The sequence below is a fragment of the Pseudomonas sp. Tav-5-1A genome (assembly GCF_055755055.1).
In genome coordinates this window covers 4,820,024-4,836,725 of the sequence record NZ_CM146901.1, presented here as the reverse complement: position 1 = coordinate 4,836,725, position 16,702 = coordinate 4,820,024, and the positions used below count along the sequence as shown (strand labels likewise).

General features: G+C 63.8%; 13 protein-coding genes. 9 read left to right on the top strand and 4 right to left on the bottom strand.

The window, feature by feature from the left end:
- Positions 1-166: 166 nt before the first annotated feature.
- Complete coding sequence (gene rlmM / locus AC0J42_RS22110) at positions 167-1,249, top strand: 23S rRNA (cytidine(2498)-2'-O)-methyltransferase RlmM (protein WP_473003823.1); 1,083 nt, start codon at positions 167-169, stop codon at positions 1,247-1,249.
- Between the two features lie 50 nt (positions 1,250-1,299).
- On the top strand, positions 1,300-1,551 hold the full coding sequence (tusA, locus tag AC0J42_RS22105; RefSeq protein WP_416425851.1) for a sulfurtransferase TusA: 252 nt from the start codon (positions 1,300-1,302) through the stop codon (positions 1,549-1,551).
- 74 nt (positions 1,552-1,625) lie between these two features.
- Here the strand turns inward: tusA and AC0J42_RS22100 are convergent, their stop codons facing one another.
- Both AC0J42_RS22100 and AC0J42_RS22095 read right to left on the bottom strand, forming a co-directional pair.
- Positions 1,626-2,375, bottom strand: coding sequence for an amidohydrolase family protein (locus tag AC0J42_RS22100; protein WP_416425850.1), 750 nt, complete (start codon positions 2,373-2,375; stop codon positions 1,626-1,628).
- A 19-nt stretch (positions 2,376-2,394) separates the two neighbouring features.
- A complete protein-coding gene (locus AC0J42_RS22095; protein WP_473003821.1) occupies positions 2,395-2,757 on the bottom strand; it encodes a hypothetical protein in 363 nt (120 codons plus the stop codon).
- Between the two features lie 347 nt (positions 2,758-3,104).
- Between AC0J42_RS22095 and AC0J42_RS22090 the strand changes: the two genes are divergently transcribed.
- The 3 genes from AC0J42_RS22090 (at position 3,105) to AC0J42_RS22080 (ending at position 9,185) form a co-directional block, all read left to right on the top strand.
- Complete coding sequence (locus AC0J42_RS22090; protein WP_473003819.1) at positions 3,105-7,961, top strand: NAD-glutamate dehydrogenase; 4,857 nt, start codon at positions 3,105-3,107, stop codon at positions 7,959-7,961.
- 176 nt (positions 7,962-8,137) lie between these two features.
- A complete protein-coding gene (locus tag AC0J42_RS22085; protein ID WP_473003817.1) occupies positions 8,138-8,644 on the top strand; it encodes a hypothetical protein in 507 nt (168 codons plus the stop codon).
- 19 nt (positions 8,645-8,663) lie between these two features.
- On the top strand, positions 8,664-9,185 hold the full coding sequence (locus AC0J42_RS22080; RefSeq protein ID WP_416425846.1) for a hypothetical protein: 522 nt from the start codon (positions 8,664-8,666) through the stop codon (positions 9,183-9,185).
- 174 nt (positions 9,186-9,359) lie between these two features.
- Here the strand turns inward: AC0J42_RS22080 and acnB are convergent, their stop codons facing one another.
- Positions 9,360-11,969 (bottom strand): bifunctional aconitate hydratase 2/2-methylisocitrate dehydratase, encoded by a 2,610-nt coding sequence (gene acnB / locus AC0J42_RS22075; protein WP_416427438.1) that lies wholly within the window; start codon positions 11,967-11,969, stop codon positions 9,360-9,362.
- Between the two features lie 397 nt (positions 11,970-12,366).
- Here acnB and AC0J42_RS22070 point away from each other — a divergent pair, with 397 nt between their 5' ends.
- Entirely contained in the window at positions 12,367-12,840 is a 474-nt protein-coding gene (locus tag AC0J42_RS22070; RefSeq protein ID WP_416425845.1) for a DUF1289 domain-containing protein, read from the top strand.
- A gap of 75 nt (positions 12,841-12,915) precedes the next feature.
- Here the strand turns inward: AC0J42_RS22070 and AC0J42_RS22065 are convergent, their stop codons facing one another.
- On the bottom strand, positions 12,916-13,776 hold the full coding sequence (locus tag AC0J42_RS22065) for a universal stress protein (protein ID WP_416425844.1): 861 nt from the start codon (positions 13,774-13,776) through the stop codon (positions 12,916-12,918).
- 149 nt (positions 13,777-13,925) lie between these two features.
- Here AC0J42_RS22065 and AC0J42_RS22060 point away from each other — a divergent pair, with 149 nt between their 5' ends.
- From AC0J42_RS22060 to AC0J42_RS22050, 3 genes are all read left to right on the top strand, one after another.
- Entirely contained in the window at positions 13,926-14,531 is a 606-nt protein-coding gene (locus tag AC0J42_RS22060; protein WP_416425843.1) for a MiaE family protein, read from the top strand.
- 223 nt (positions 14,532-14,754) lie between these two features.
- On the top strand, positions 14,755-15,228 hold the full coding sequence (locus AC0J42_RS22055; protein WP_416425842.1) for a MarR family winged helix-turn-helix transcriptional regulator: 474 nt from the start codon (positions 14,755-14,757) through the stop codon (positions 15,226-15,228).
- A complete protein-coding gene (locus tag AC0J42_RS22050) occupies positions 15,225-16,700 on the top strand; it encodes an efflux transporter outer membrane subunit (protein ID WP_416425841.1) in 1,476 nt (491 codons plus the stop codon). Before AC0J42_RS22055 ends, AC0J42_RS22050 begins: the two co-directional genes overlap by 4 nt.
- Positions 16,701-16,702: the final 2 nt, after the last annotated feature.

The following is a 16,702-nucleotide window of genomic DNA, read 5'->3' as shown; positions in this document are numbered from 1 at the left end:
GCACGGACCCAGGGCATAAAGCGTAGCTAGCTATCATTACACCTGACTGTCCAGGCGTGTCGCCGGTTCCGAACTTCCTTTAGAATGCGCCGATTTCGGCAGCGCGCCAGTGGTGCGCTCGCCATGGCGGCGGCCTACTGTCGGGGCGCCGGTCCAGGAGTGGTTGATGAATACCCTGTTTATGCACTGCCGGCCGGGCTTCGAAGGCGAAGTCTGTTCCGAAATTTCCGAACTGGCCGCGTATTTCGACGTGGCTGGCTACGCCAAGGCCAAGCCGGCCAGCGCCTTCGCCGAGTTCATCTGCCATGAACCGGCGGACCTTGAGCGGCTGATGGACGAGGTCAACTTCAGTGACCTGATCTTCCCGCGCCAGTGGGCGCGTGGCGCGTTCGTGGAACTGCCGGAAACCGACCGCATCAGCGTGCTGCTCGATGCCCTCGGCGCGTATCCGACCTGCGGCAGCCTGTGGCTGGAAGTGCTGGATACCAACGACGGCAAGGAATTGTCGACCTTCTGTCGCAAATTCGAAGGTCCGCTGCGCAAGGCCCTGCTCAAGGCCGGCAAGCTGGTGGAAGACGATGACCTGCCGCGCCTGCTGCTGACCTTCCGCAGCGGCCGCGAGGTGTTCCTGGGCCTGGCCCCGGCGCACAATTCGGCCATGTGGCCCATGGGCATCCCGCGCCTGAAGTTCCCCCGCGAGGCGCCCAGCCGCTCCACCCTGAAGCTGGAAGAGGCCTGGCACCACTTCATCCCGCGTGACGAGTGGGACGAGCGTCTGTCGGAAGACATGACCGGGGTCGACCTGGGCGCCGCGCCCGGCGGCTGGACCTACCAGTTGGTGCGCCGCGGCATGCTGGTGACGGCCATCGACAACGGCCCCATGGCTCAGAGCCTGATGGACACCGGCCTGGTCACCCACCTGATGGCTGACGGTTTCACCTACAAGCCACGCCCCACCGTGGACTGGATGGTGTGCGACATCGTCGAGAAGCCGGCCCGCAGCGCCTCCCTGCTCGAGACCTGGCTGGGCGAGGGGTTGTGTCGCGAGGCGGTGGTCAACCTGAAGTTGCCGATGAAGCAGCGCTACGCCGAGGTGCGCCGCTTGCTGGAGCGCATCGCCGACGGCTTCAAGGCCCGCGGTATCGAAGTGGAAATCGGCTGCAAGCAGCTGTACCACGACCGCGAGGAAGTGACCTGCCACCTGCGCCGTATCGACACCCCGACCAAGAAGGCCCCGCGCAAGGGGTAACCTGCGCCCGGGCATTGGCTGACAATGCCCGCACGTTTCTGGAGATTTGTATGTCTGAACCTGCTGAACTGGCCGTGGATGGCGTGCTCGACGCCACCGGCCTCAACTGCCCGGAACCGGTGATGATGCTGCACCAGCACGTGCGCGACCTGCCGGCCGGCGGCTTGCTGAAGGTGATTGCCACCGACCCCTCCACCCAGCGCGACATTCCCAAGTTCTGCGTGTTCCTGGGGCATGAACTGGTGGAGCGGCGTGAAGGCGAGGGCACCTACCTCTACTGGATCCGCAAGAAGCTCGATTGATGAGTGTGGGAGCTGGCTTGCCAGCGAGCTGTTGAAGCCCGAAAAGCTCGCCGGCAAGCCGGCTCCCACAACAATCACAACCGATAGAAATCCCGCGCATTGCCCCACAGCACCATCTGCGCACCATCGTCCCCCAGCATGTCCTCCACCAGCCCCAGGTCCTCGACCTGGAACGGCCGCGGCGCCCGCGTGGACGGCAGGTCGGTGCCGAACATCAGTGCGTGGGGATTGGCCGCGTAAATGGCCTGCAACGCCGGCCCCACGGGGAAATCCACCCGGCCGAAGCCGCAGGCCTTCACCCGCACGCCGCGTTCGGCCAGGCGCAACAGCGTGGGCAGGCCGTCACGGCTCAGGCCCAGGTGGTCGATGCTGACTTCGGGCAGGCGCAGCAGGCGCGCCTCCAGCGCGTGCAAATCACGGGAATCGACGTACAGCTCGGCGTGCCAGCCCAGCAGTTCATGCACGCGCTTGGCGAAGGGCTCCAGCTTGTCCAGCTGTTCGGAACCACCGCGCTTGAGGTTGAAGCGCAGGGCGCGCACGCCGTGGCGGTCAAGGTGCTGCAGCTCGGCGTCGGTGACTGAAGCCGGCAGCTGGGTCACCCCGACATAGCCGGGCCCCAGCCGCGCGAGGGCGTCCAGCAGGTACTGCTGGTCGAACACCTGGAACGAGCCCGACACCACCGCGCCGCCACATACGCCCAGCGGCGCGACCTGGGCCTGGTAGTCGTCCACCGTGTAGGTGGGGGGCAGGTAGCCGTCATTGGCGACCAGCGGGAAGCGCGGGTCAATGATGTGGCAGTGAGCGTCGAATACCGGGCGGGTCATGGCGCGCTCCAGGGCGTGATCAGCGGGCGATGTGGCTCACGTAGGTGCCGGTGCCGTCGAGAATGTTGCGCAGGGTTTCCTCGACTTCAGCCAGGTCTACCTGGCCCTTGTCATAGTGGATCACCAGTTCGGCGTCGCCGTTCAATACGTCGGCGTCATCGGCGGCCAGTTCGAACTTCAGGGTGTTCTCGTCCAGGGTGACCTTGAAGTCGCGCACGTAGCACGGCTCTTCTTCGCCCAGGGTGAATTCCACATCGTTGTCATCGGCCATGCGGGTGATGAGGATCATGCCGCCTTTTTCATCGTGGCAGCACACCAGCGCCATGTTGTCTTCTTCGTCGTCACAAGGGTTGACCATCAACTGGCTGGCTTGAAATTGCATGATTGTTTCCACGGTAAGAGGGCAGGCAGGGATTCTGACACTGTTTGCGTCGAATCTGAAACCTGTGTGTGCAACGCCCTGTGTAGCTCGTACGACAACTCCGGATTGACCGAATATGTCGCAGCCCTGCAAGTATCGAAGCTGTTGCACTGGGTAAGCTGGGGAGTCGGCAAGCGGTCCATTTTGGTGCAACGTCCAAGGCACCGGTTCGGACCCTTGCCCTCGGTGCCGGCAACCTCCGGTATCGGGTTTTTCCTCCCCTCTTGCGGCGGGTTGGCTATGGTTGATCCCAGAGGGGAACACACGCGACGCTTCATTCAAAAACAAGCCCAAGCGGAGTACCACAGATGGCGTTCTTCACCGCAGCCAGCAAAGCCGACTTCCAGCAACAACTGAAAGCGGCCCTGGCGCAGCACGTTAGCGAGCAGGCCCTGCCACAAGTAGCGCTGTTCGCTGATCAGTTCTTCGGCATCATCTCATTGGACGAACTCACCCAGCGCCGCCTGAGCGACCTGGCCGGCTGTACCCTTTCGGCCTGGCGCCTGCTGGAGCGGTTCGACCACGCCCAGCCCCAGGTAAGGGTGTACAACCCCGATTACGAACGCCACGGCTGGCAATCCACCCACACCGCGGTCGAGGTGCTGCACCACGACCTGCCGTTCCTGGTGGACTCGGTGCGCACCGAGCTCAACCGTCGCGGCTACAGCATCCACACCCTGCAGACCACCGTGCTCAGCGTACGCCGCGGCGCCGATGGCAGCCTGCAGGAGCTGTTGCCCAAGGGCACCCAGGGCGAGGGCGTGCTGCAGGAATCGCTGATGTACCTGGAGATCGACCGCTGCGCCAACGCCGCCGAGCTCAAGCTGCTGGCCAAGGAGCTGGAGCAGGTGCTGGTGGAAGTGCGCGTGGCCGTGGCCGATTTCGAGCCGATGAAAGCCAAGGTCCGCGAAGTGCTGCAACTGGTGGACCAGAGCCCCTATGGGGTGGATGAAGAGGAAAAGGCCGAGGTCAAGACCTTCCTGGAATGGCTGGTGGCCAACCATTTCACCTTCCTGGGCTATGAAGAATTCGTGGTGGCCAACGACGCCGACGGCGGCCACCTGGTGTACGACGAAAGCTCGTTCCTGGGCCTGACCCGCCTGCTGCGCGCCGGCCTCAGCGCCGATGACCTGCGCATCGAAGACTACGCCGTCAACTACCTGAACGAACCGCTGCTGCTGTCCTTCGCCAAGGCCGCGCACCCCAGCCGCGTGCACCGCCCGGCTTACCCGGACTATGTCTCGGTGCGCCAGCTGGACGCCAATGGCCGGGTGATCAAGGAATGCCGCTTCATGGGCCTGTACACCTCCACGGTGTACGGTGAAAGTGTCCGGCAGATCCCGTACATTCGCCGCAAGGTCGCCGAAATCGAGCGCCGTTCGGGCTTCGATCCCAAGGCGCACCTGGGCAAGGAACTGGCCCAGGTGGTGGAAGTGCTGCCGCGCGACGACTTGTTCCAGACCCCGGTGGACGAGCTGTTCACCACGGTGATGTCCATCGTGCAGATCCAGGAGCGCAACAAGATCCGCGTGTTCCTGCGCAAGGACCCGTACGGGCGCTTCTGCTACTGCCTGGCCTACGTGCCGCGTGACGTCTACTCCACCGAGGTGCGGCAGAAGATCCAGCAGGTGCTGATGGACCGCCTCAAGGCCAGCGACTGCGAGTTCTGGACCTTCTTCTCGGAATCGGTGCTGGCGCGGGTGCAGTTGATCCTGCGCGTGGACCCGAAGAACCGCATCGACATCGACCCGCTGCAGCTGGAAAACGAAGTGGTGCAGGCCTGCCGTTCCTGGCAGGACGACTACGCCAGCCTGACCGTCGAGGCGTTCGGCGAAGCCCACGGCACCAACGTGCTGGCCGACTTCCCGAAAGGCTTCCCCGCCGGCTACCGCGAGCGCTTCGCCGCGCATTCGGCGGTGGTCGACATGCAGCACTTGCTGGCCCTGAACGACAAGCGCCCGCTGGTGATGAGCTTCTACCAGCCGCTGGCGCAGACCGGCAAGCAGCAGCTGCACTGCAAGCTGTACCACGCCGACACGCCGCTGGCGCTATCCGACGTGCTGCCGATCCTGGAAAACCTTGGCCTACGCGTGCTGGGCGAGTTCCCGTACCGCTTGCGCCACACCAACGGCCGCGAGTTCTGGATTCATGACTTCGCCTTCACCGCCGCCGAAGGCCTGGACCTGGACATCCAGCAGCTCAACGACACCCTGCAGGATGCCTTCGTGCACATCGTGCAAGGCGACGCCGAGAACGACGCCTTCAACCGCCTGGTGCTGACCGCCGGCCTGCCGTGGCGCGACGTGGCGCTGCTGCGTGCCTACGCCCGCTACCTCAAGCAGATCCGCCTGGGCTTCGACCTGGGCTACATCGCCAGCACCCTGAACAACCACACCGACATCGCCCGCGAGCTGACCCGGCTGTTCAAGACCCGCTTCTACCTGGCGCGCAAGCTCACCGGCGAAGACCTCGACGACAAGCAGCAACGCCTGGAGCAGGCCATCCTCACGGCGCTGGACGACGTGCAGGTGCTCAACGAGGACCGCATCCTGCGGCGCTACCTGGACCTGATCAAGGCCACCCTGCGCACCAACTTCTACCAGCCCGACGCCAACGGCCACGCCAAGTCGTACTTCAGCTTCAAGTTCAACCCCAAGCTGATTCCCGAGCTGCCCAAGCCGGTGCCCAAGTTCGAGATCTTCGTCTACAGCCCACGCGTCGAAGGCGTGCACCTGCGTTTCGGCAACGTCGCCCGTGGCGGCCTGCGCTGGTCGGACCGCGAGGAAGACTTCCGCACCGAGGTGCTGGGCCTGGTAAAAGCCCAGCAGGTGAAGAACTCGGTGATCGTGCCCGTGGGCGCCAAGGGCGGCTTCCTGCCGCGGCGCCTGCCCCTGGGCGGCAGCCGTGACGATATCCAGGCCGAGGGCATCGCCTGCTACCGCCTGTTCATCTCGGGCCTGCTGGACATCACCGACAATCTCAAGGACGGCGGCGTGGTGCCGCCAGCCAACGTGGTGCGCCACGACGACGATGACCCCTACCTGGTGGTGGCCGCCGACAAGGGCACCGCGACCTTCTCCGACATCGCCAACGGCATCGCCATCGACTACGGCTTCTGGCTGGGCGACGCCTTCGCCTCGGGTGGTTCGGCCGGCTACGACCACAAGAAAATGGGCATCACCGCCAAGGGTGCGTGGGTGGGCGTGCAGCGCCACTTCCGCGAGCGCGGCATCAACGTGCAGCAGGACGTGACCACGGTGATCGGCATCGGCGACATGGCCGGCGACGTGTTCGGCAACGGCCTGCTGATGTCCGACAAACTGCAGCTGGTGGCCGCCTTCAACCACCTGCACATCTTCATCGACCCCAACCCGGACCCGGCCAGCAGCTTCGCCGAGCGCCAGCGCCTGTTCGACCTGCCGCGCTCGGCCTGGAGCGACTACAACACGGCGATCATGTCCGAGGGCGGCGGTATCTTCCCGCGCAGCGCCAAGAGCATCGCCATCAGCCCGCAGATGAAGCAACGCTTCGACATCCAGGCCGACAAACTGACGCCTACCGAACTGCTGAACGCCCTGCTGAAGGCTCCGGTAGACCTGCTGTGGAACGGCGGCATCGGCACCTACGTCAAGGCCAGCAGCGAGTCCCATGCCGACGTGGGCGACAAGGCCAACGACGCCCTGCGTGTGAACGGCAATGAACTGCGCTGCAAGGTGGTGGGCGAGGGCGGCAACCTGGGCATGACCCAGCTGGGCCGCGTGGAGTTCGGCCTGCTGGGCGGCGCCACCAACACCGACTTCATCGACAACGCCGGTGGCGTGGACTGCTCCGACCACGAGGTCAACATCAAGATCCTGCTCAATGAAGCGGTGCAGGGCGGCGACATGACCGAGAAGCAGCGTAACCTGCTGCTGGGCAGCATGACCGACGAGGTTGGCCACCTGGTGCTGGGCAACAACTACAAGCAGACCCAGGCCCTGTCCCTGGCCGCGCGCCGTGCCTACGAGCGCCTGGCCGAGTACAAGCGCCTGATGGCTGACCTGGAGAGCCGTGGCAAGCTGGACCGTGCCATCGAGTTCCTGCCGTCCGAGGAACAGCTGGTAGAGCGCGTGGCCAACAACCAGGGCCTGACCCGGGCCGAGCTGTCGGTGCTGATTTCCTACAGCAAGATCGATCTCAAGGAAGCCCTGCTCAAGTCCCAGGTGCCGGACGACGACTACCTGACCCGCGACATGGAGACGGCGTTCCCGCCGTCGCTGGTCAGCAAGTACGCCGAGTCCATGCGCCGCCACCGCCTGAAACGCGAGATTGTCAGCACCCAGATCGCCAACGACCTGGTCAACAACATGGGCATCACCTTCGTGCAGCGGCTGAAGGAGTCCACCGGCATGAGCCCGGCCAACGTCGCCGGTGCCTACGTGATTGTGCGCGACATCTTCCACCTGCCGCACTGGTTCCGCCAGATCGAGGCGCTGGACTACCAGGTGGCCGCCGAGGTGCAGCTGGCGCTGATGGACGAGCTGATGCGCCTGGGCCGCCGTGCCACGCGCTGGTTCCTGCGCAGCCGCCGCAACGAGCAGGACGCCGGTCGCGACGTGGCGCACTTCGGGCCGCATATCGCCGCGCTGGGCCTGAAGCTGGACGAGCTGCTGGAAGGCCCTACCCGCGAGGTGTGGCAGACCCGCTACCAGGGTTACGTCGAAGCCGGCGTGCCGGAATTGCTGGCGCGGATGGTCGCAGGCACCAGCCACCTGTACACGCTGCTGCCGATCATCGAGGCCTCGGACGTCACCGGCCACAACGCTGCGGAAGTGGCGCGGGCGTTCTTCGCCGTGGGCAGTTCCCTGGACCTGAACTGGTACCTGCAGCAAATCAGCAGCCTGCCGGTGGAAAACAACTGGCAAGCCCTGGCCCGCGAGGCGTTCCGCGACGACATCGACTTCCAGCAGCGGGCGATCACCATCTCCGTGCTGCAGATGGCCGATGGCCCTGCGGACATGGACGCCCGCGTGGAGCTATGGGCTGAGCAGCACAAGGGCATGGTGGTGCGCTGGCGCGCCATGCTTGAAGAGCTGAAGGCCGCCACCGGCACCGATTACGCCATGTATGCGGTGGCGAACCGGGAGTTGATGGATCTGGCGTTGAGCGGTACATCCAACCCGTGATCCCGTAGGTCATCTAGAAAACCCGTCGCCTGCGACGGGTTTTTTTTACTCCTGCAAACCTGCCCGCTGGAGATATTTTCGTCCTGCAATGTGCTGGTGCCCCACGTTATGTTGGGAATGTCAGCAGCCCGCTGACAGCGGGCAAAGCCCCGCTTCCAGAGACCAGGGAGGTCATCATGAAGGCGTTGATGGGTACTTCGTTCACCGCTCAGTTGTATAGCATCACCGAAGGGTTTCGCGGCCCAGTGGCCTTTTCCCAAGGCGAGGGCTCGATCAAGAGTGGTTGGATGTTGGTGGGGACTGGGCAAGCACCCGGCCCCCGATTCAGGTTCGACTTTTTAAGCGATCAGGATGATCGCTTCCACTACGCAATCAGGGGCGCTCAAGGCGCCGGCGACTACCAGGATGCGCACCTGGGGGTCAGCCAGGGCGGCTATGCCGGCCTGTATCACGTGGCCGCTGTACACAATGAATGGAAGATTGATTTCTCCGGCCATGAGGATGACCTGACCTTCTGGTTGCGTGACTACGACGGGTTCCGTCTCGGGGTGCTGCCTACGGCTATCGCGACGGGCAGCCGTTACAGCGCTGTATACGTCAGCAAGGGGCGAGTCCTTTACCTCAATGTGCGTGAAGGCACCGTCCTACAGCTCGTCCTGCTCAACCCAGAGCCATTGATCTAGGCAAAAAGGGGGAAGGGTGATGGATTCATTCATCGGACAATACTTTGTGGCCAAGCTTTACTGCGTAACCGAGGGGCATCGAGGCTTTGTCGCCTTGCATCGCGCCAGGGGGCTCGCGGGCGGTGGTTGGCTGGTGCGCAGTGATCAGGCCACCGACGCGGCGAAATTTGCCTTCAGGTACCTGGAGCAACGCGAGAAGCGGATTCATTTCGCCATCAGTGCTGCGGACGATGCTGGAGAGTTTGCCGGTGCCTCGCTGGACGTCAGTCATGGCGGGTACCTGGGCTTGTACCGGGGAGTCACGTCGCCTGTGGTGTGGAAGTTTGAATTGGTTGGCGGCAGCACGCCGGGCCGGGCCGCGCGGTTCGTGTTGCGTGACGCGCAGGGCCGGCGTACAGCGGTGAACCCCATCGTCGAATACACCGGCAGTCGCGGCGATGCTTACTCCGCAAGAGGGCGGCGGGTGGACTACCTGAATACCCGGTCCGGCACCCAGGTTGAATTCGAGACCCGCTGGGTGCGTGCCTTGTCGCCTGCATGAAATTCCGACTTCGAGGGCACGGCATCGTCCTTGGTAACCAGCCAATGTTTCCCGATACCGTGGTGCGGGAGCCCCGGTGCTCCTGCAGCTAGGGGTAGTTTGGCTTGTCTGCGCTTTCAGGAGGCAATAAAAAACCCCGTCACCAGGACGGGGTTTTTTTATTGCCGGTCGGGCTTAGGCCTGAACCACCGGAATGTTCGCGCTGGCAGCAGCCTCGCGGAATTCGGCGATCTGGTCGAAGCTCAGGTAGCGGTAAACGTCGGCAGCCATGCTGTCGATGTTTTTCGCGTACTCCATGTACTCCTCGACGGTTGGCAGCTTGCCCAGGATCGAGGCAACGGCGGCCAGTTCGGCGGAGGCCAGGAACACGTTGGCGCCATCGCCCAGACGGTTCGGGAAGTTACGAGTCGAGGTCGACACCACGGTGCTGTTCGGCTCAACACGTGCCTGGTTACCCATGCACAGCGAGCAGCCCGGCATTTCCATGCGCGCGCCAGCCTTGCCGTAGATGCCGTAGTAGCCTTCCTCGGTCAGCTGGTGGGCATCCATCTTGGTCGGCGGCGACAGCCACAGGCGGGTCGGCAGTTGGCCTTTCACCTGGTCCAGCAGCTTACCGGCAGCGCGGAAGTGACCGATGTTGGTCATGCACGAACCGATGAACACTTCGTCGATCTTCTGGCCTTGAACGGTGGACAGCAGGCGAGCGTCGTCCGGGTCGTTAGGGGCGCAGAGCACTGGCTCCTTGACGTCGGCCAGGTCGATTTCGATGATTTCGGCGTATTCGGCGTCGGCATCGGCGGCCAGCAGTTCAGGGTTGGCCAGCCAGGCTTCCATTGCCTGGGCACGACGTTCCATGGTGCGCGCATCGCCGTAGCCTTCGCTGATCATCCAGCGCAGCAGGGTGATGTTCGACTTCAGGTACTCGGCGATAGCCTTTTCCGGCAGCTTGATGGTGCAACCGGCGGCGGAACGCTCGGCCGAGGCGTCGGACAGTTCGAATGCCTGTTCAACAGTCAACTCGTCCAGGCCTTCGATTTCCAGGATGCGACCCGAGAAGGCGTTGATCTTGCCTTTCTTCTCGACGGTCAGCAGGCCTTTCTGGATGCCGTAGTAAGGGATGGCATGTACCAGGTCACGGAGGGTGATGCCTGGTTGCAGTTTGCCCTTGAAGCGCACCAGTACCGACTCCGGCATGTCCAGCGGCATGACGCCGGTGGCAGCGGCGAAGGCGACCAGGCCCGAACCTGCAGGGAACGAGATGCCGATCGGGAAGCGGGTGTGCGAGTCACCACCGGTACCGACGGTGTCCGGCAGCAGCATGCGGTTCAGCCAGCTGTGGATGATGCCGTCGCCTGGGCGCAGGGAAACGCCGCCGCGGGTGCGGATGAAGTCCGGCAGGGTGTGGTGGGTGACCACGTCGATCGGCTTCGGATAGGCAGCGGTGTGGCAGAACGACTGCATGACCAGGTCAGCGGAGAAGCCCAGGCAGGCCAGGTCTTTCAGCTCGTCACGGGTCATCGGGCCGGTGGTGTCTTGCGAACCCACGGTGGTCATTTTCGGTTCGCAGTAGGTGCCAGGGCGCACGCCCTTGCCTACTGGCAGGCCGCAGGCTTTGCCGACCATTTTCTGTGCCAGGGTGAAGCCCTTGCCAGTGTCGACCGGCGCTTCGGGCAGCTTGAACAGGTCGGTTGGGCCCAGGCCCAGCTCGGCGCGCGCTTTTTCGGTCAGGCCACGGCCGACGATCAGCGGGATACGGCCACCGGCGCGGACTTCGTCCAGCAGCACCGGGGTTTTCATTTCGAAGGTGGTGATGACTTCGTCGGTACCGTGCTTGCAGACCTTGCCAGCGTGCGGGTACAGGTCGATCACGTCGCCCATGTTGATGTTCGAGACATCGAATTCGATCGGCAGGGCGCCGGCGTCTTCCATGGTGTTGTAGAAGATCGGGGCGATTTTCGAGCCGAAGCAGAAGCCACCAGCGCGCTTGTTCGGCACGTAGGGGATGTCGTCGCCGAAGAACCACAGCACCGAGTTGGTCGCCGATTTACGCGACGAACCGGTACCTACCACGTCACCGACGTAGGCGATCGGGAAGCCTTCGCCACGCATCTGCTCGATCTGCTTCATCGGGCCGATGGAGCCTTGCACGTCCGGCACGATACCGTCGCGGGCCATTTTCAGCATGGCCAGGGCGTGCAGCGGGATGTCAGGGCGCGACCAGGCGTCGGGGGCGGGGGACAGGTCGTCGGTGTTGGTTTCGCCGGTGACCTTGAACACGCGCAGGCTGATCTTGTCGGCCAGCACCGGGCGCTTCTTGAACCACTCGCCGTCGGCCCAGGATTGCAGCACGGCCTTGGCGTGCTCGTTGCCGTTCTTGGCCTTTTCAGCCACGTCGTGGAAGGCGTCGAACATCAGCAGGGTGTGCTTGAGCTGTTCGGCGGCAACAGCGGCCAGCTCGGCGCTGTCCAGCAGCTCAACCATGGTGGCGATGTTGTAGCCGCCCTGCATGGTGCCCAGCAGCTCGACGGCACGTTTCTTGTCGATCAGCGGGGAGGTGGCTTCGCCCTTGGCGATGGCGGAGAGGAAGCCGGCCTTCACGTAGGCCGCTTCGTCCACGCCTGGTGGAACGCGGTTGGTGATCAGGTCGACAAGGACGGCTTCTTCGCCAGCCGGAGGATTCTTCAACAGCTCGACCAGGCCGGCTGTTTGTTCGGCGTTAAGCGGCTGGGGCACGATACCCTGGGCGGCACGCTCTTCGATGTGTTTGCGGTAGGCTTCAAGCACAGTTATTACCCTCATCAGTGGTCCCTGTCCGGGACGCTCATCCAGTCACTTCTGCGCCCATGCACCGCACGGCTTCTCGAGCCGATGAGCCGGGGCTGCAGAAATTCCTTGTAGAAGCTGCTTTCAAAGTTTTACGCCTCCAGAACGGGGAGCTGATGAGGGCTGGCGCCAGGTACTTGTGCCTGCAAATACCTGCGCCAACGCCGTTCTGTCGGATAACTGTGCTCGTGACGCTTTGAAAACAGCTTCTAGCGGACATTGGTGCCTAAAAAGGCAGCGTGATTCTACGGCAAAAAAACAAGAAAGGTAAGTTAAGCCCTACCACTTCAGGGGTGATCATCCTTAGACAAAGGGCTAACATGGCCGCCTGTCTTCTTTGTCAAAGCGTTGCCGGCCCATGTCCAATCAGTCCATCAAGACCCCCTGTGTAGGCCTCTGCTCCACGGTTTACGGGGATCTTGTGTGCCGCGGCTGCAAGCGTTTCCACCACGAAGTGATCCACTGGAACGGTTACGACGACGACGCCAAGCGCGCCGTGTGGCTGCGCCTGGAGCAACTGCTGGTGCAGGTGATGGTGGCCAAGCTCGAAGTCTTCGACAAGGACAAGCTGCGCCTTCAGCTGGAGCAACGCAAGATCCGTTTTGTGCCGAACCAGTCCGAATACTGCTGGGCCTACCAGTTGATCGCCCGTGGCGCGCGGGTGATCAACCAGCTGGAGGCCTACGGCATGGTCCTGCTGCCCGAATTCCGCGACTGGGAGCTGCCGGAATTGCGCGATGCCATTGATCGGGAATTCTTCCTGCTGTCGGAGGCGCATTACGAGCGCTACATAGCGCCCGGTTTTTTGCAGGACGCGTTTCCCGAGGCGTGAGGGCCTGTGGGAGCTGGCTTGCCAGCGAGCTTTGAGGGCCTCAAAAACTCGCTGGCAAGCCAGCTCCCACACAAACTAGCCGCGGGCCAATTCTTCCAGGTGCGCGATGATCTCGTCGGTCTTGAGCACCAGCACGTCACTCTCCAGCGCATCCAGCACCACCTCCGCGGTATTGCCGATCAGCGCCCCTGACACGCCGGTGCGGGCCACGGTGCCGATCACCGTCACGGCGGCGTTGAGCTTCTGCGCGGTGAAGGGAATCAGCACGTCCGCAGGCCCCTCGGCGATGTGCAGGTGGGCGTCGTCGATGTCGAATTCGGCCTGGAACGCCGCGCACTGTTCGCGGTAGCGCGCCTCGATGGTTTCCTTGAGCTGGAACGCCGGGTCCTTGGCCGACAGCATCGGCGAGGGGTGGGCGGCGATCACGTGCAGGTCGCCCTTGGCCAGGCGGGCAATGTCGAAGCCATGTTCGACGATGTTCGCGTGCAGGTGCCGGTGTTCGCCGTCGGCATTGCCCACGTCCACCGCCGCCAGGATCACCCCGTGGGTCCAGGGCCGCTCGCTTTTCACCATCAGCACCGCGCAGGGGCAGTGGCGCAGCAGCTTCCAGTCGCTGGGCGTCAGCAGGAAGCGCTTCAGCGCGCTTTCGTGGCGGTGCTGCTTGATCACCAGGCCGCAGCCTTCGGTCTGTTGCACTTTGATGATGGTCTTCTCCAGGTTGCCCTCCCAGGCCTGCTCGGCCGTGGCGCTGAAGCCGTCGTCGTGCAACTGGCTCTTGAGCAGGGTCAGCAGGGCGCTGTGGTCCTGGTGGTGGTCGCACATCAACAAGTGCAGGTGCGCCTGGGTGACGCCGGCGATCAGCTTGGCGCGGGTCAGCGCCTGGCTGTGGGCGTGTTCAGGGTCCAGCACCACCAACAGGCTGCGGATGGTTTGCATGACGGTTCTCCCGGGCGGGTAGGGGCAGGTAGGGTTCTACTATAGACAGCCGCCAGTCCGGCCCATTGACCTCTCTCAAGCATAGCGGCTGGCGATCTGCCGTGGGGTCCGTATAATCGCCGGCTTTTGCCCCGCCCCAGGAGTCGAGCATGCTGTCTGAAATCCATGAGTTCCTCGGTTGCAGGACGCCGCAGGCGTGGGTCGACGCAGCCCTGGTGAACCAGGAAACCATGCTGGTGGACCACAAGAACTGCGAGTTCAAGGCCGCCAGCACCGCGCTGAGCCTGATCGCCAAGTACTGCACCCACGCCGACCTGATCAACTTCATGTCGCGCCTGGCCCGTGAAGAGCTGGTGCACCATGAACAGGTGATCCGCCTGATGAAGCGCCGCAACGTCGAACTGCGGCCGCTGAACGCCGGGCGCTATGCCTCGGGCCTGCGCAAGGTGGTGCGCAGCCACGAGCCGGTGAAGCTGGTGGACACCCTGGTGGTAGGCGCGTTCATCGAGGCGCGCAGCTGCGAACGTTTCGAGGCGCTGGTGCCGCACCTGGACGAAGAGCTGGGCACCTTCTACCACGGCCTGCTGAAGAGCGAGGCGCGGCACTACCAGGGTTACCTGAAGCTGGCGCATCACTACGGTGAGGCCAAGGACATTGCCAAGACCATCGACAAGGTGCGCGAAGTCGAGGCCGACCTGATCCTCAGCCCCGACCCCGAGTTCCGCTTCCACAGCGGCGTGCCTGCCTTCGCCTGACCTTTCTGTAGCCGCTGCCCCCAGGCTGCGCTGGCCCTGATGTTCGCTGCAGTTTTTCAGTGGACTCGAAGACCAGCGCAGCCTGCGGCAGCGGCTACGCGTTTGCGCCTAAACTTTTCCTTCCGTCTGTCGTCCGAATACTAAGCAAGCTAATAAATTTATTTGACATTAGCTGCCTAGGCAGTAACATCTTGTATAAATTACTGCCTAGGCAGGCTTCTTGATGAGACATTTCACCCCGGAAAATTTCCAGCGCTGCACCATCGGCCTGCTGCTGGGCCGTGCGTCGCAGGTCAAGGATCGCATCCTGGACACCCACCTGGTGCCTGAAGGTGTGACCTCGGCCCAGTTCAAGGTGTTGATTTTCATTGACATGTACAAGGTCGATACGCCGGCGGAACTGTGCCGCTACCTGTCTTTGGACAGTGGCTCCATGACCCGCATGCTCGACCGCCTGGAACAGAAAAACCTGATCACGCGCAAGCGCTGCGCCACGGACCGTCGGCAGATTCGCCTGGCACTGACCGCCGAGGGGCATTCCCTGGCGGAGCGCATGCCACACATTGGCGCCGATGCCATGAACGATTTGGTAGGGGTGCTGGAGCCGACCGAACTGGCGGACCTGGAACGAATCTTAACCAAAGTATTGCTGGCGGCCGGGGACACCCTCACCGCCTTGCGGGTAGGTGAAAAATGAGCGGCAAGTCCTTACGCAACCGGTTCAGCCTGGTGTTCCTGGCCATGAGCCTGGCCGGCTGTGCCAATTTCCATGGCCTGAACACCTCGGGCGTGGCCACCGATGCGAAAACCCTGCAGGCCGATGGCACGCTGAAAGGCGTGACCCTGTCGCCTGCCGCCTGGCCGAAAGCCGACTGGTGGAAAAGCCTGGGCGACGAGCAGTTGGACGGTTTGATTCGCGAAGCCCTGCGCGACAGCCCCGATATGCAGGTGGCCGCGGCCCGCGCCCACCAGGCCACGGCGGCCGCCCTGGCGGCGGACGCTGCGCGCATGCCGACTTTGGATGCCTCGGCGGGCGTGGTGCGTGAGCGCCTGCCCAAGGTGCAGGACCCGCAGGGCGTGGGTGGCCTGTACGCCACCGTGCGCGAGGCGCAACTGTCGTTCAACTACAGCTTCGACCTGTGGGGCGGCCAGCGTGACGCCTGGGAAGCCGCGCTGGGCCAGGCCCGCGCCGCCGAAGTCGACCGCCAGGCAGCCGGGCTTACCCTGGCTGCCGATGTCGCCCGCGCCTACAGTGACCTGGGCCAAGCCTACATCATGGACGACCTGGCCCAGGACGACCTCAAGCGCACCCAGCAGATGCTGAACCTGGGCCAGCGCCGCCTCAAGGCCGGCATCGACAGCGACTACCAGTTCCAGCAGACCGAGAGCCTGGCTGCCAGCTCCCAGGCTTCGGCCGAAGACGCCAAGAAGCGCCTGCAAAGCGCGCGCATCGCCCTGGCGGTGTTGCTGGGCAAGGGCCCGGACCGGGCCAACGAGATCGCCCGGCCGAAAGTGTTGCAGGCCAGCGCCGTGGCGCTGCCATCGGTGCTGCCCGCCGAACTGCTGGGCCGCCGCCCGGACCTGGTGGCCGCGCGCTGGCGCGTGGAGGCTGCGAGCAAGGACGTGGCCGCTGGCAAGACCCGCTTCTACCCCAATCTGAACCTCAGCGCCGCGGCCGGCACCCAGTCGCTGCTGGGTGATTCGCTGTTCGGCGGCGCCAGCCGCCTGTTGAGCATTTCGCCGACGGTGTCGTTGCCGATCTTCGACGGCGGCCGCCTGCGCGCCGACCTCGATGCCCGCGACGCCGACTACGACCTGGCGGTGGCGCAGTACAACAAGAGCCTGGTCAAGGCCCTTGGCGATGTCAGCGACACCATCAACCAGTTGCACGCCATCGACCTGCAGATCAAGGCCCAGGAACGCGCGGCCAGCATCGCCAAGCAGTCCTATGACACCGGCACCCTGCGTTATGGCTCCGGTATCGGCAACTACGTGGACGTGCTGACCATCGAGCAGCAACTGCTGCAGGCACAACGACAACTGGCCAGCCTCAACGCCGAACAGATCGACCTGTCGATCCAGTTGATGCAGGCCCTGGGCGGCGGCTTCTCGGGCGACAGCGTCGCCCAGGCCGCCACTCCTTCCGCACACGCAACGCAGACTGAATAAGC

Bases quoted from the DNA above. Each gene is read 5' to 3' on its own strand.
- rlmM (WP_473003823.1), top strand. From the start codon at position 167: ATGAATACCCTGTTTATGCACTGCCGGCCGGGCTTCGAAGGCGAAGTC.
- AC0J42_RS22080 (WP_416425846.1), top strand. From the start codon at position 8,664: ATGGATTCATTCATCGGACAATACTTTGTGGCCAAGCTTTACTGCGTA.
- AC0J42_RS22085 (WP_473003817.1), top strand. From the start codon at position 8,138: ATGAAGGCGTTGATGGGTACTTCGTTCACCGCTCAGTTGTATAGCATC.
- AC0J42_RS22050 (WP_416425841.1), top strand. From the start codon at position 15,225: ATGAGCGGCAAGTCCTTACGCAACCGGTTCAGCCTGGTGTTCCTGGCC.
- tusA (WP_416425851.1), top strand. From the start codon at position 1,300: ATGTCTGAACCTGCTGAACTGGCCGTGGATGGCGTGCTCGACGCCACC.
- AC0J42_RS22055 (WP_416425842.1), top strand. From the start codon at position 14,755: ATGAGACATTTCACCCCGGAAAATTTCCAGCGCTGCACCATCGGCCTG.
- AC0J42_RS22070 (WP_416425845.1), top strand. From the start codon at position 12,367: ATGTCCAATCAGTCCATCAAGACCCCCTGTGTAGGCCTCTGCTCCACG.
- AC0J42_RS22100 (WP_416425850.1), bottom strand. From the start codon at position 2,375: ATGACCCGCCCGGTATTCGACGCTCACTGCCACATCATTGACCCGCGC.
- AC0J42_RS22090 (WP_473003819.1), top strand. From the start codon at position 3,105: ATGGCGTTCTTCACCGCAGCCAGCAAAGCCGACTTCCAGCAACAACTG.
- AC0J42_RS22060 (WP_416425843.1), top strand. From the start codon at position 13,926: ATGCTGTCTGAAATCCATGAGTTCCTCGGTTGCAGGACGCCGCAGGCG.
- AC0J42_RS22065 (WP_416425844.1), bottom strand. From the start codon at position 13,776: ATGCAAACCATCCGCAGCCTGTTGGTGGTGCTGGACCCTGAACACGCC.
- AC0J42_RS22095 (WP_473003821.1), bottom strand. From the start codon at position 2,757: ATGCAATTTCAAGCCAGCCAGTTGATGGTCAACCCTTGTGACGACGAA.